At 43.9% G+C, this 14,034-nt stretch carries 13 protein-coding genes; 11 read left to right on the forward strand and 2 right to left on the reverse strand.

Annotated elements, in window-relative coordinates:
- The first annotated feature begins 101 nt into the window (after positions 1 to 101).
- From MHI14_RS07445 to MHI14_RS07455, 3 genes are all read left to right on the forward strand, one after another.
- The gene (locus MHI14_RS07445) at positions 102 to 1,334 is read left to right on the forward strand and encodes an MFS transporter (protein ID WP_091034755.1); all 1,233 of its coding nucleotides are present in this window, start codon (positions 102 to 104) and stop codon (positions 1,332 to 1,334) included.
- A 71-nt stretch (positions 1,335 to 1,405) separates the two neighbouring features.
- A complete protein-coding gene (locus tag MHI14_RS07450) occupies positions 1,406 to 2,728 on the forward strand; it encodes an LLM class flavin-dependent oxidoreductase (RefSeq protein ID WP_341130096.1) in 1,323 nt (440 codons plus the stop codon).
- 147 nt (positions 2,729 to 2,875) lie between these two features.
- On the forward strand, positions 2,876 to 3,703 hold the full coding sequence (locus MHI14_RS07455; RefSeq protein WP_133385802.1) for a sugar phosphate isomerase/epimerase family protein: 828 nt from the start codon (positions 2,876 to 2,878) through the stop codon (positions 3,701 to 3,703).
- A 68-nt stretch (positions 3,704 to 3,771) separates the two neighbouring features.
- On the opposite strand, the gene MHI14_RS07460 is transcribed toward MHI14_RS07455, so the two are convergent.
- The gene (locus MHI14_RS07460) at positions 3,772 to 4,650 is read right to left on the reverse strand and encodes an SDR family NAD(P)-dependent oxidoreductase (RefSeq protein ID WP_133385801.1); all 879 of its coding nucleotides are present in this window, start codon (positions 4,648 to 4,650) and stop codon (positions 3,772 to 3,774) included.
- Positions 4,651 to 4,786: 136 nt separating this feature from the next.
- On the opposite strand from MHI14_RS07460, the gene MHI14_RS07465 reads away from it, so the two are divergent.
- Positions 4,787 to 5,248 carry a MarR family winged helix-turn-helix transcriptional regulator gene (locus MHI14_RS07465; RefSeq protein ID WP_133385800.1) on the forward strand — a complete coding sequence of 154 codons (462 nt, stop codon included), beginning with the start codon at positions 4,787 to 4,789 and terminating at the stop codon, positions 5,246 to 5,248.
- A 487-nt stretch (positions 5,249 to 5,735) separates the two neighbouring features.
- Here MHI14_RS07465 and MHI14_RS07470 read toward each other — a convergent pair whose 3' ends face one another.
- On the reverse strand, positions 5,736 to 6,695 hold the full coding sequence (locus MHI14_RS07470) for a hypothetical protein (protein ID WP_133385799.1): 960 nt from the start codon (positions 6,693 to 6,695) through the stop codon (positions 5,736 to 5,738).
- A gap of 262 nt (positions 6,696 to 6,957) precedes the next feature.
- On the opposite strand from MHI14_RS07470, the gene MHI14_RS07475 reads away from it, so the two are divergent.
- From MHI14_RS07475 to MHI14_RS07505, 7 genes are all read left to right on the forward strand, one after another.
- Entirely contained in the window at positions 6,958 to 7,905 is a 948-nt protein-coding gene (locus MHI14_RS07475) for a helix-turn-helix transcriptional regulator (RefSeq protein WP_091027895.1), read from the forward strand.
- Positions 7,906 to 7,972: 67 nt separating this feature from the next.
- Positions 7,973 to 8,476 (forward strand): EVE domain-containing protein, encoded by a 504-nt coding sequence (locus tag MHI14_RS07480; protein WP_240768078.1) that lies wholly within the window; start codon positions 7,973 to 7,975, stop codon positions 8,474 to 8,476.
- A 358-nt stretch (positions 8,477 to 8,834) separates the two neighbouring features.
- Positions 8,835 to 9,182, forward strand: a complete 348-nt coding sequence (locus tag MHI14_RS07485) for a hypothetical protein (RefSeq protein ID WP_091027898.1) — start codon at positions 8,835 to 8,837, stop codon at positions 9,180 to 9,182.
- 44 nt (positions 9,183 to 9,226) lie between these two features.
- Complete coding sequence (locus MHI14_RS07490; protein ID WP_091027900.1) at positions 9,227 to 9,967, forward strand: hypothetical protein; 741 nt, start codon at positions 9,227 to 9,229, stop codon at positions 9,965 to 9,967.
- Between the two features lie 400 nt (positions 9,968 to 10,367).
- A complete protein-coding gene (locus MHI14_RS07495; RefSeq protein WP_091027901.1) occupies positions 10,368 to 10,961 on the forward strand; it encodes a YdeI/OmpD-associated family protein in 594 nt (197 codons plus the stop codon).
- A 216-nt stretch (positions 10,962 to 11,177) separates the two neighbouring features.
- Entirely contained in the window at positions 11,178 to 12,017 is an 840-nt protein-coding gene (licT, locus tag MHI14_RS07500) for a BglG family transcription antiterminator LicT (protein ID WP_091027904.1), read from the forward strand.
- Between the two features lie 146 nt (positions 12,018 to 12,163).
- Complete coding sequence (locus MHI14_RS07505; RefSeq protein WP_091027905.1) at positions 12,164 to 14,032, forward strand: beta-glucoside-specific PTS transporter subunit IIABC; 1,869 nt, start codon at positions 12,164 to 12,166, stop codon at positions 14,030 to 14,032.
- The last annotated feature ends 2 nt before the right edge of the window (positions 14,033 to 14,034 follow it).

Consider the following 14,034-nt stretch of genomic DNA (forward strand, 5'->3'; position numbering starts at 1 on the left):
GGTCTATTGAACTTTTCTATTATACTTTCCGATGACGTTACCCTAATATGGATAATAACCTACTTTTTATATAGGAATTATATAGTATGGAGAATGCCAAGATGCCACAATGGAAGAGAAATCTGTATATTCTGTGGTTCGGCCTGTTTTTCAATCATATGGCGTACTCGCTATCCGTTCCGTTCTTTCCTATATTCCTGCAAAATGATCTCGGTATCCAGAGTGGCTTGGAAGCTTGGTCGGGTATCTCCATCTCCATCAGCTTTCTGATCAGCGGATTATGCGCACCCTTCTGGGGATCACTGGCTGATAAATATGGCAGCAAACTGATGCTGGTCCGTTCCGGAGTGGGGCTAGGCATTGCACATCTGGCTAACTTCTTTGTGTATGATCCGTATACGTTTATCGCGGTGAGGGTCTTTCAGGGACTCATGGCTGGTTTTCATCCCGCCTCGATTACACTGATCGGCACCAATACTCCGGAGAAACAGGTGGGTTATGCACTTGGCGTGATCTCTACGGCCAGCGCTGCGGGCGGAATTCTTGGTCCTCTTGCCGGTGGTGTATTGAGTCACTGGATCGGACTGCGGGGATGTTTCATTGCATCCGCTGTAATTACATTGCTCGCGGCTCTGATGGTCCTCGGTGTTAAGGAGTCACGACAAACTCGTACGATCGTTCCAACGAAGATCATAGGGGATTTGAAAAGAGCGGCTTCCACGCCGGGTTTGATGCGAATCTACGGTTTGATTCTCTTAGTCTCGACCTCCGTGCTCATCATCGAACCGGTGCTGACGCTCTATGTGGTCCAGATTGGCGGAGATATTGGCAGTGCAACACTCAGTGCAGGAATTGTCTTCTCGGCGATTGGTGTGGCAACCGTCATTATGGGGCCGCGATGGGGGAAGATTGGTGGAAGGATCGGATACGAGAAAACCCTGTTTATCGGTCTGATCGGCGGTGGGATTGGCAGTCTGCTGCAAATGACAGCAACGAATCTGATTTATTTTGGCAGCCTGCGATTTGTTTATGGTTTGTTCTTTGCGGCAGTCTATCCGGCGCTTAATGCCCTGATCATCAAATATGCTGATCACGATTTTCGTGGGAGGGCTGTCAGTCTGAGTCAGACGGCGAGTCAGTTCGGTATTGTGCTTGGACCGTTAATTGGTGGTTTTCTCGGTGGATGGATCGGCATTCCGTTTATTTTTCTATTTACAGGGATTGTATTGCTTGGAGCGGCTTGGGCAGTCCGGGTAAGTGATGTGAAACAGGCGGATAAACCGGGATTAGGCATGGCAACAGCAGAAGTTAGCGGAAACAGCATAAAGAAATGATGAAACGACTCTCAGAGATAAAAGGATACTCGAACTGAATGGTCATCACCACAACATAGGGAGGAATATATATGTCGCAACGACAATTGAAGTTGGGAGCCAAACTGAACGGAGTGGGTAACAGCATTTCCTTTTGGCGTCACCCGGATATTCCAATTAACGCGAGCGTTAGTCTGGAATTCTACAAGAAGCAGGTGCGTATCGCGGAAAAAGGGAAGTTTGATCTGCTCTTTATTGCAGATGGCCTCTTCATTAACGAGAAGTCCAATCCACATTTTCTCAATCGCTTCGAACCTCTCACGCTTCTGTCCGCACTCGCTGGGGCAACTTCCCATATCGGGCTGGTTGCTACATTGTCTACTTCCTATAGTGAGCCCTTCACGGTTGCGCGGCAATTTGCCTCGTTAGATCAATTAAGCGGTGGGAGAGCCGGATGGAATGTGGTTACTTCACCTCTTGAAGGATCGGCACTTAATTTTGGCAAAGGCGAACATCCGAACCATGCGCTGCGCTACGAGATTGCGGAAGAACATCTGAATGTGGTCAAAGGACTTTGGGATTCCTGGGAGGACGATGCCTTTATCGGAGACAAGGAACAGGGCGTATTTTTCGATCCTGCTAAGCTACATACGCTAAATCACAAGGGAGCGCACTTCTCGGTACAGGGTCCGCTTAATGTGGGGCGTTCGAAGCAGGGGCATCCGGTGATTTTTCAGGCGGGCTCATCTGAATCTGGTAAAGATCTGGCCGCCCGATCGGCAGATGCCGTCTACACGGGACATGAGACGTTGGAGGAAGCAAAGGAGTTCTACCGCGATGTGAAAGCAAGAGCGGTGGCTTATGGACGCAAGGCAGAGGATATCCTGATCTTCCCGGGCATCGGCCCCATTGTGGGTAGAACAGCGGAAGAGGCTGAGCAGAAATATCAGGAAATTGCCGAACTGGTGAGTATTGATCAGGCGTTGAACTATCTGGGTAGGTACTTCGATCATTATGACTTCTCCCAGTACGCACTGGACGAACCTTTCCCCGAGATTGGGGAGATTGGCAGCAACAGCTTCCGCAGTACAACAGACAAGATCAAGCAGCAGGCACGAGAACAAGGGCTGACTCTGCGCCAAGTAGCATTGCTGGCATCTACCCCACGTACATCGTTCATTGGTACACCAGATCAGATCGCAGATCGGATTCAGGAATGGTTTGAAGGCGAAGCGGCAGACGGATTCAATGTTCGTACCGTGGTACCAAATGGCTTGGAAGATTTCGTGGAGCTGGTTGTTCCGGTTCTGCAAGAACGAGGGCTGTTCCGTACGGAGTATGAACATGAGACGCTAAGGGAGAATCTGGGTCTTGAAATTCCGCGTAACCGGTATACGTTAGAGAGTGTAAGATAGAAAAGATAGAGCGGTAATGACGTTAATATAACGTTGTTGCGGCTCTTTTTTAATGGTTTCTTTTTCGGAGAGTACTGCTATTATAAAATGATAAAAGAAAATGATATACAAGCTGCAATTCCAGACGAGTCACAGGAGGAGATTGGGATGATTAGAGGGTTAACGAATGCGGGACTGGGCAACATCGAGTCTGATGAACAATATATCACAGATGCGGCCAAGCACGGATTCGGATCTGTAGATTTGAATCCGCTCTCATTGATTGAAACGTATGGCAAGGAACGGGCGCAACATCTGCTGGAAAGCAATCAGGTGATCATCGGTTCATCGGGTCTGACGGTAGAGTGGCGGACGACAGATGAACAATTTCGTGAGGGGTTGCAATCTTTGGTCGCTATGGCAGAAGCTTCTGCTTCACTGAATTGTTACAGCTGCTGCACGTATATTTTACCCTCGACGGATCAGCCAGCAGCGCAATTTATGGCGGCAGCTACGAAACGCTTGAGACTCTGCGCAGATATCTTGGATGCTTACGGGATTAAGTTAGGGCTGGAGTTTGTTGGCTGCCATCATTTGCGGACGCAATGGAAGAATCCGTTTATCTGGCGTGTGGAAGATACGCTGGACTGGATCGAGACGATCCATGCGTCTAACGTAGGTTTACTGGTGGATTCCTATCACTGGCATACGAATGGTCTACCGATGGAAGATCTGTTGAAGTTGAAGAAAGAGCAGATTGTTCATGTGCATATCAACGATGCTTATGATTTGCCGATCGAGGAATTACTGGATTATGAGCGTTTGTACCCCGGCGAAGGGGTCATTGATCTGGGCGGATTTCTGAGAAATCTGCAGGCGATTGGCTACAATGGTGTGGTGGCTCAGGAAGTACTGGCCCCGGCATCGAATCTTGGTTCAAGTGAGTTGTTCGCCAAGTCAAAAGCTGGATTCGATAAGGTGTTTGCGACAATATAAGCTACTGAAAAAAGGAGGACTGTTCCAGCCATGTTAAGGGCTATGGAACAGCCCTTTTCTGCTTTCTATTAATCCAACAAACCACGTTCTTTCAGTAATTGTGTCGTAACCACCCACAGTCTGTTTTGCATGGCCTCATCTCCGCCAGGATGTATAGGAACAATAGATGCTCCAGTTCCCACATTGAAATATCCTCCTGATACCTCGCCATACTTCGAATCCACAGCCAACCGAGTTATGATATCCGCACCCCGGCGCGGGTCGCCAATGTGCAAAAAGGTTAAAATGCGTTCAAGCACACTTGCAAACCATAGCTCTCGTCCAAGACCCGTAACATTAAAGCCAGGATTCAAGGCATTTACACAAATCCCGGTTCCGCGCCATTGTCTGGCAAGTTCGCCAGTAAACATGATATTGAGCAGTTTGGTTTTGCCATAGATTGGAGAGGAACCGCGTGCAGTAAAAGGAGTGATATCCGTTAAGTCATCTGGCAATACCAATGTGCCGTGATTCCGCGAAGCTTCAGATGCAACATTGACGACACGGGCATGCCCCGACTGAATCAGGGAAGATTGCAAGGTGTGCGTTAACAGCCAAGGTGCCAAATAGTTGACGGCAATCATCTCGGCATATCCTTCGGACGTGACTCGCTGTTCAAAAGCATGAAGTCCGGCATTATTCAAAAGTACGTCTATACGCGGATAAGCGGCTGCAATCTCAAGCCCCACACGTTTTACATCACTTAGTAAGGACAAGTCTCCATAGAAAAATTCGATTTTGGCAGAAGGCATGATCTCCTTGATTTTGTACCTGGTAGCCTCGGCACGTTCCTTGCTTCGGGCTGTGAGTATAAGATGTGCCCCACGTTTGGCGAGTTCCATGGCTGCAAGCTGCCCTAAACCGCTTGTTGCTCCGGTAATGACAATAATGGGATGTTTAGTTTTCATAAGAAGATCTCCTTTTGACACGAATAGATTCGGAATTATATAATGGACATAAATCAACTATAAATATTAATTGATATTTGTCAACTATATTTCGAGAAGTCTACTTTCATGTATCTGGGAGAGGGAGTTAACAATAATGAGTAAAAATCCAGTCAAAACCAAAGATAGAACAGCCCTGGAGCTAGCGCTGGGTGAGCAGATTCATGCACTGATCAGTGCTTCGCATGCGCTTAACGTTCGGTCTGCCGAGCGTTTTGATGCGAACCTGCAACCTGCCGCTTTTCAACTGGTACGGTGGCTCTACTCCTATGGCCCAACAAGCGCCGCGGCTTTGGCAGAAGCGAATGCAATGGACCGCAGCTCGGTCAGCCGATTAATCAAACAACTCGAAAAGTCAGGATATGTTAGCAAAGAGCAAGACCCCAACGATCGGCGCGGGGTGTTACTGTCTCTTACGGAACTGGGTCAACAATCGACGGTTGGTGCGCTCAAGGAGAAGGAGTCAGCTTTTTATGGTCGTATATCCAGATGGGATGATAAGGAACTGGAGCGTTTCACCGCCATGCTCAGGCAGTTTAACGGTTTGGAAGAAAAGTGAGATGAACAATAGTGTGGATTGTATTTGATACCTGAACCATAGGACATGTCACCATTGAGCGAGGTAGACTACAAATTCATAGCAAAAGCGAACATCTGGTGATGTCTGCTCGTGAAGTTCCCAGATCATTTTATAGTTTCCAGGGAAGCTGCGGGATTTTATATCGGAAACCCTGATGGTTTTCTTTTCTCACATATATCCAAGGTGGTGGGACAGGGGTGCCTAGTGCTTTATACAAGACCGTTCCTTCATCGCTTGCGGAATATTCTTCGATACTACTTTGGATATCCTCCCAATGAACCTTACCTTGGTAAGACAGTGTCTGCCCTTGAACGATAACATGAGGTGCACCTGAAATGATTCTCTGCGTTATGTTGAGAACTCCAACCTTTCCTGAGGACAACATCATCAATTCGCTCATGAAAAGTATGATAATCAAAATGACTATGCTCACAATCCATCGCTTTTTGCTCATTTGTGACCTCCACTACCTAGGGATCATTCCCTCATAGTTAATGTCTTTTAATGACATAATCTCGTCAGAGATGGTATTGATTTTGACTGAGTAGGGCTTAATAGCTTGCAGGAATTCATTAATGGTCTTCTTACGATCTTTATGAAATACGCCAGATGTTATGTGATTCTCCTTTAATACGTTATCGTTCATTATGACTTGTTTAGAATAACTAACTGAATTACTATAATCGATTAGATGCGTAATCCCCGTGAATTTGCCATTAGTTAATGTACCTTTGGAGAATTCGGATGGTTTAATCCCAATATATTTTTCAGAAGAACCGTGTTTCTTTTTATAATCGATAATCGTGTCAAAAAAGTCCTTATCCCCGGTTAACTTTTCGTTGAAATAATCATTTTTGAGAGCAATCGTAGTTGTGTGATCAGTATATCCTAGTGAGACAGTATCTGAAGAGTGAATTGCGTAATATCCTTGAGTCATCTTGCCCTGATTGAATGTTCCATTGTTAATGGTGTTGATGTATCTGTCAAGTATAGGGTAAACCTTACCATCAGAAGTAAGATACTGTACTTCTAACCATTGCGTAATTTCTTTTCCTTTACCATGATATGTATCATTAATCCATGATCCGGTGTAGGTTTTTGTAGTGAATTCACCTGTTCCATGGCCCATATTAGATTCATTGTAATCCTCAAAGGGGACACCTCCACCTTCAACTAATGTATATGTATATTTGCCTTTTCCTTGCCGCTTACCACTCACCCAATCTCCAGAGTAAACTTCGGTTTCTCCCCATCTTGCGGTTCCTTTACCATGAGGTTTCCCGTTTAAAACTTCACCATAGTACGTCGCTCCATCTGACAATTTTAAGTTTACTTTCTTCGATGCTGCTTCTGTTGGAGTAGCGCTTGATAATAGTCCAATGATAATGGTGATCGTTAATCCAAAACCTAGATAGAATCTTTTCAAAAGTGTGCAACTCCTTCAATGTATATGGATCTTTGCGTTGTTAGACATCTTCAACATTATCGGTATATGTATCGTATTTTTCCAGTTTAAATATAAAGTGGAGATAGGTCGGATCTTACAAACAACACACTACCCAGTCCACAAAAGATTTTCTTCGGGTGGCATGTAAGACGTTCCATAGCTTTAATTCACGAAACGAAAAGACACGTTACTGTGATAGAATGATTTAGGTTGGGATGATGAAACGGTGGGGGCTTAGAAAATGAACAAAACTGAGCGACAGCTTGCGATTACGCTTGAATTGCAGCGAAGAAAGATGTTAAGAGCAGAAGATTTAGCTGCTCAATTGGAGACGAGTGTACGTACGATATATCGAGATATTCAGGCATTAAGTGAGGCTGGTGTTCCGATCATGGGTGCTCCGGGTCAGGGGTATTCCCTCATGGAAGGATATTTTCTGCCCCCGGTAAGCTTCACCGCAGAAGAAGCCGTATCCCTGCTAATGGGAGCTGATTTTATCGAACAGAGAATGGATACAGAATACGCGATGGAGGCTAAGTCGGCTCAACGAAAAATTGAAGCGATCTTACCAGAATCCGTTCGTAATGAATCAACACGTGTTCGGGAAACGATGCGACTGCTTCATACGGTTGAACCTTTAACCCGAGCACGGGTGAAAACATACCTTAACCAGATACGTAATGCCATTCTGGATCAACGTAAAATCAGCTTTATGTATCTGAAAAAAATGCCAGGAACGGATGGGAATCGGTATAACATGCGTGAGGTTTCACCCTATGGCCTCTCACTGGTTCAGGAGAATTGGATGTTAATTGCACGTTGTGATATGCGACAAGACATCCGTCATTTTCGTTTGTCACGCATGACTGAACTTTCCGTGCTGGAGGATCAATTCCTTTTGCCGCCGGATTTTGATCTAAACAGTTATCGACCTCCTGACGACCGTAACGAACACATATTAATCAGGGCTAAACCTGAAATCGCTGACAAAATTATGGAGGCCCTTCATTTTTATATGGATGCATTTGAGGATCAAGAGGAAGGTGTGATTTTTCATTTTCGTGTCCGCTACCCGGAGGAAATCTTGCATTATTTACTTGGTTGGGGTGGAGATATCGAGGTCTTGGAGCCGGAGTCTTTACGCTTTCGAATGCAGGAAGTAGCCAAAAACATCTTAAAACACTACTGACATACACCTGTCAGTAGTGTTTTTTTATATTTTGATATATCACAGATTAAGAGGAGTGGGTTGAAGGATGAGAAGTACAACGGAAGTATTGAAATCATTGGAAATGACAGACAGAAGATATTGGATTGGCGTTGTGTCTGCTTCTCATGTAAATGTAGCCGTAGAGGGAGGGTTTGCGCAGCTATGCCATGGCAAGTCAGCAATGTTGCGACAGATGTCCGCGGGTGATTGGATGATATACTACTCTCCACGTACAGACATATCAACTGGCAAGCCACTTCAGGCTTTTACCGCTATTGGTCAGATTATCGACGACAGGGTCTACCAATATCAGATGTCGGAATCATTTGTACCCTTTCGCCGAGATCTCCGTTATCTTCTGTGTCGAGAAGTAAAGATCGCAACGTTGTTAGATCAGCTCAGTTTTACACGGGGAAATCGCAATTGGGGGTTTCCGTTTCGTAATGGTCACTTTGAAATTGGGGCTGAAGACTTCAGGATGATAGCTTCCTCCATGTTGGAAAATGAGGCACAGTCACTACTGGATATTAGCTTAAGCCATAAATGTTAACCAAACCAAAAGGCCCATAGATTGTCTATGGGCCTTTTTGCTTTATGGATAATCATAAAAAGCTCTGACGATCATTACGGATGTGTGAGACATCCATGAGTAACCGTTGTGTACATGTTATGGATAGTCGGTTTGACATCAACAGACCAATAGTGAGCGTAGGATAACTTAAGAATGCATGACGAGCCGCTAATTATGCGGCATTTTTTTGATTTTCAATTGAAGAACCATAACTCTGAAGGTGATCCTAAAACCATAGTCAGATTTTTGTGGTAATTATCTGCATAAAAACATATTATTTATATATTATTACAAAATGTAACAATGCGGCACTGCAACCGCTGGGGGATTTGAATGGATGCGGAATTATTATCCTAGTTCCAGTATTGGATATTATGCTAATGCAGCGTTAGGTTGGGCTGCCTGGTACAATACTACGGGTGGGCTTACGACTTTCAATTATTATCACACTTCGGTTGCCAAAACAAGTAGAGCGACTCCAATGTATTCTAGCTCTTGTAATAATTTGTCTGGTGTAATGAAAGGGCTTCAGTCTGACTATTATATGCAATTTTTTGATGCTGAATTGATGGCTTCTACATATAATCCAAATGCGTGGAGGTTGCAGGATCACCAAGCAGGATCTAACTCAACAGGATATTTTGATAGTGGATATGTAAATGGCTGGAACTTAAAAGCAGAATAAAGCGTTAAGAATATATACTGACTAAATTAGAGGAGGGCCAACCTGTGAAGAAAAAAACATTGGTTTCACTACTCACCATACCACTGGTAGCTGCATCTGTGAGTGGCTACATGTACTTGAATGAACCGTCTATAGTTAGTGCTCAAAGCGATGTTGAAAGCGCAGCACTTAAGGCGACCCAGGGTAAGATTGATTACATTAAAGAATCGTTTGAAGACGGATCATATATCGTTCGCTACCGGGACCGTGTAAATTTGACAGAAATCACTGAGGAATACCGTGATAACCAGCTTCATAATAAATTGATTATTGAAGATGGCGGTAAGAAAATCACTTCGTATGGTCGAGATTTCGAGAAAGGGAAATTGGTTGGGAATACCTGGACCATGCCGGACAACATAGCTGCTGAAAATGAGAAGTTGCTCCAGATCTCGTTGTTGGAGAATGCTAAAGAAGAATTACAGAGTCAGGATTGGACAGTACTGGAAACTGCGGGCACAAAATCCCGTTCTGCTACTGAGAGTAACGAGCAAAAAGCTGTCTCGGAGGATAACCTCCACAAGGAAGTTGTAACCATTGATGTAAATACGGGTTTACCGACGAAACGTGTGATTTATCAGAAAGACAAAAACGGTGAAATTGTAACTAGCTCAACCAAGACAGAAGAGTACAAGTACCTGGATTCCATGCCGATGAAGATCCAGAGCTTTGCTCCGGAAGAATCCGTTGAGATTAAAGAAATACCGGCGCCTGTAATTGAAGATAAGGTGCTTGAAGGTTCATAAGACTTTCAGTCTATTTAATTGTACATAGCCGAAATTAATTGGACTGGTTTTCATCAGAAAGTTGCGGGTACGTCTTCTTAAATCACTTTTTTCCTTCTCCATCTCCTATGCATCGATTTCAATGAGGGGCTGTTCAGCTCATCTCAGCCGCTGTATCTCTAATGACGTTTGGGCATTGGATCAGTCTTCTGATAAGCCTTCTCCCCAGAAAAACAAAGTTGCCTTACAACTTTCAATATTAAGGAAGATTGCGTCTAACTTTCTGAAGTGTTTTGATACCATTAAGGTTTAAATTCAAGTGGAAAAGTCAATAAAGGCTCTGTAAGCAACGCTGTACAATCCACCGAAAACCAGTACAATTGAACCTATAAGAACATGAGATAAAGAGAGGTATTTCTCCATGACCGATACAAGTGGGAATCGCAAAGTTGACGGCTATCTTAAGAAACTCAAAACGTGGCAGGAAGAGTCCACGAAGCTGAGAGAGATTATTCGGGATTTTGACCTGCCAGAGGATATGAAATGGATGCACCCTTGTTATATGCTCGATGGGAAGAACATTGTGCTAATCCATGGATTCAAAGAGTACGTGGCGATCCTGTTCTTCAAAGGTGCTCTGCTGAAGGATACACACGGCATTTTGGTCCAGCAAACGGAGAATGTACAGGCAGAACGCCAGCTTCGCTTCACCAGTCTGAAGCAGATTGTAGAGCAGGAGGCTATGATCAAAGCCTATATCCAGCAAGCGATTGAAGTGGAACAGGCGGGATTGCAGGTGGAAATGAAAAAAACTGCCGAATATAGCGTTCCTGAGGAACTTCAACAGCAATTCGATGAGAATCTTGCTTTCCGAGTTGCATTTGAAGCACTGACACCCGGACGGCAGCGAGCATATCTCTATTATTTCTCACAACCGAAGCAATCCAAGACAAAAGTGTCACGAATCGAGAAGTACATGCAGCCGATCCTGGAGGGGAAAGGGTTGAATGATTAATTCTAGTTATAAAGGTTTCTCCAATTGACAAATATAACGTCTTCCACTAAGATAATCGTACAAGTAAATAATGAATATAATCAGGATTGTTACTGATCAGCAGGCAAGACCGATTGATATGCAAACATGTATAGGCTATATACGATGTGGGCATTATTAATGGTCTTTTTTTTGTTGCTAAATCTTGTTAACGTTTCATTATAAAAGGAGATTCGTATGAAAATCACGCGAATTATTAATAATAATGTCGTCTCTGCGGTCAATGAACGACAACAGGAGATGATGCTTCTGGGAAGTGGCATTGGCTTTCAGAAGAAAAAGGGAGACCTCGTGGAGACAAGTAAGATTGAGAAGGAATTTTTCCTGAAATCCAAAAATGTAACAGGTAAATTATATGCCTTGCTCGCCCAGATTCCCATGGAGTATATTCGGGTGTCCGACAGCATTATTCAACATGCCAAGCAGTCCTTAAACAAGGAACTCAATGAAAATATATATCTAACGTTAACGGACCATATAAATTTTGCTGTGGCACGTTACAAGCAGGGTATGAATTTCAATAATGCTTTGTTGTCTGAAATTAAAGCGTTTTATTCCAATGAATTTCGCGTGGCTATGAAAGCCCGGGATATGATTAATGAGGAATTTAATATTACACTGCCTGAAGATGAGGCAGGCTTTATTGCCCTTCATATTGTCAATGCAGAACTTGGATCTGAAATGGAAGAAACCATGAAGATTACACAGTTGATTCATAAAGTCTTGAATATTATTCGATATCAGTTTAATATACATTTTAATGAAAGCTCACTCCATTATTCCAGACTAGTCACACATTTGAAGTTTTTCGCCTATCGCTTGTTTAATCATACGGTTGTGAAAAGCGGTGACAGCGACTTTCTCCATATCATTAAAGAAAAGTATGCGAATGAATATCAATGCAGTCTCCGGATTGCACAGCTGATTCGAGTCGATTATGGAAAAGAATTAACGGAAGATGAATTGGTGTATTTAACGGTTCATATCAAAAGGGTCATTGATGAAGAGAAGGACTGATTCATCAGCCACTATAATGAGTAAACTAGGATTGTTACTGGTGAGGCAGGCAAGACCTAGAGTTCCATCGTGTATAGAGCTTATCTATATTCGATAGAATTCTAGGTCTTTTTTTATACCTAAAAACGTTTGAGGGGGAGCAGTACATGAAACATGAAAGCACAGCCGCCGAGATTTTAAAACTGGTCGGTGGAGAGAAAAATGTAGATAGTGTAACACACTGTGCTACAAGATTGAGATTTAATCTGAAAGATGAGAAGGTTGCGAACAATGAAGCATTAAAAAATGTACAAGGTGTGGTGGGTGTTGCCAGCAGTGGTGGGCAATATCAGGTCATTATCGGTAATGAGGTAAACAATGTGTATAAAGCTTTGACGAAGCTGGGGAACTTTACAACCAATGACGATGCTCCTACTGTGAAAAAGGGAAAACTGACTACGCTTCTGGACACGATCTCCGGAATATTCACACCGATTCTGCCAGCCATGATTGGTTGTGCGATGATCAAAGCTGTTCTTCTTATATTGAAAACATTTGATCTCGTTGATCTGGATGGGCAATTCAATACAATTATGACCTTTATCGGTGATGCAGCGTATTACTTCTTGCCGATGCTGCTTGCCTGGAGTGCGGCTGTTAAGCTTAAAGCTAATGTGGGTTTTGCATTAACCATTGCTGGTGTTCTGTTGCATCCTTCATTAGGGGCGTTGATGTCTGTAGGTGAGCCTGTTGCGTTTTTAGGACTGCCTGTCACTCCGGCGACGTACACTTCGTCAGTTATTCCAATTATTTTAGCGGTATGGGTCTTGTCGTATGTTGAACGCTTTGCCGAGAAGTATTCTCCATCGGTTATCAAATCCATTCTTAAACCATTGATCGTGATTCTTATTATGGCTCCACTAACGCTGATTGTACTGGGTCCAATCGGTGCCATCGCGGGTAACTACCTGGCGTCAGGCGTTTCTTTTGTTAATACACATGCAGGTTGGTTAGTATCTGGTATTATCGGCGGGGCATTCCCGTTCTTGATTATGACAGGTATGCATTATAGTTTGGGACCTGTTGTGCTCACTGCTTATGCTCAGACGAAAACCGATAGTATTGTTGGTCCAGGTATGCTTGTACACAATATTTCTCAAGGTGCAGCTGCGCTTGCGGTCGCTCTCCGAACTAAAAATAAAGCATTTAAACAAGTTGCATATTCTACAAGTGTAACTGCCCTGCTCGGAATTACCGAACCCGCTTTGTTTGGTGTAAATCTACGCTTGAAAAGACCGCTGATCGCTGTAATCGTTGGTGGCGCTGTAGCGGGTATATATGTTGGATTGTTCGGTGTAGCTCGATCGGCTCTAGGTATTGCAGGTATAGCTACCCTGCCGGCATTTATCACGGATCATCCATGGAACCTGGTTCATGCGGCAATTGGTTGTGTGATTGCATTTGTAGTTACATTCATCATGACTCTGATCTTGGGATTTGAAGATGTACCTGAGGATGGAAAGAATCAAGCAACACAAGAAAAATCATCTGCTACGAACGGTCGTACGCCAGTTGCCGGTGTTTCTGAACATGTCCTCACTGCTCCGTTGACTGGTAAAGTTCTGGAGTTATCCACGATTAAGGACGAAGCTTTTGCAACGGGCGCTATGGGAAAAGGGATCGCTATTGAACCTACGGTTGGAAAACTTGTAGCACCAGCAGATGGTGTGGTATCCGCGGTTTTCCCTACGTCCCATGCCATCGGTATTAGTTCAAATGATGGTGCGGAGATTCTCATTCACATCGGGATGAATACGGTGAAGTTGAAAGGCGAGCATTTTAAGGTTCACGTCAAAGAAGGCGATACTGTAAAAGCTGGAGATCTGCTCATTGAGTTTGATACAGATGCCATAGCGGCTAAAGGTTATGATCTGACTACACCGATCATTGTTACGAATTCGGATGATTTTGTAGATGTCATCACAACGGACAAAGCATCCATTACAATCGGTGAAAATCTCATCAAGATTATTTAAGG

It is taken from the genome of Paenibacillus sp. FSL K6-2393 (assembly GCF_038002545.1).
Lineage (GTDB): Bacteria > Bacillota > Bacilli > Paenibacillales > Paenibacillaceae > Paenibacillus.

Excerpts from the sequence above, each read along its gene's own strand:
- licT (WP_091027904.1), top strand. The coding sequence starts at position 11,178 with ATGAAAATCACGCGAATTATTAATAATAATGTCGTCTCTGCGGTCAAT.
- MHI14_RS07505 (WP_091027905.1), top strand. The coding sequence starts at position 12,164 with ATGAAACATGAAAGCACAGCCGCCGAGATTTTAAAACTGGTCGGTGGA.
- MHI14_RS07455 (WP_133385802.1), top strand. The coding sequence starts at position 2,876 with ATGATTAGAGGGTTAACGAATGCGGGACTGGGCAACATCGAGTCTGAT.
- MHI14_RS07445 (WP_091034755.1), top strand. The coding sequence starts at position 102 with ATGCCACAATGGAAGAGAAATCTGTATATTCTGTGGTTCGGCCTGTTT.
- MHI14_RS07460 (WP_133385801.1), bottom strand. The coding sequence starts at position 4,650 with ATGAAAACTAAACATCCCATTATTGTCATTACCGGAGCAACAAGCGGT.
- MHI14_RS07465 (WP_133385800.1), top strand. The coding sequence starts at position 4,787 with ATGAGTAAAAATCCAGTCAAAACCAAAGATAGAACAGCCCTGGAGCTA.
- MHI14_RS07495 (WP_091027901.1), top strand. The coding sequence starts at position 10,368 with ATGACCGATACAAGTGGGAATCGCAAAGTTGACGGCTATCTTAAGAAA.
- MHI14_RS07485 (WP_091027898.1), top strand. The coding sequence starts at position 8,835 with ATGCGGAATTATTATCCTAGTTCCAGTATTGGATATTATGCTAATGCA.
- MHI14_RS07480 (WP_240768078.1), top strand. The coding sequence starts at position 7,973 with ATGAGAAGTACAACGGAAGTATTGAAATCATTGGAAATGACAGACAGA.
- MHI14_RS07450 (WP_341130096.1), top strand. The coding sequence starts at position 1,406 with ATGTCGCAACGACAATTGAAGTTGGGAGCCAAACTGAACGGAGTGGGT.
- MHI14_RS07475 (WP_091027895.1), top strand. The coding sequence starts at position 6,958 with ATGAACAAAACTGAGCGACAGCTTGCGATTACGCTTGAATTGCAGCGA.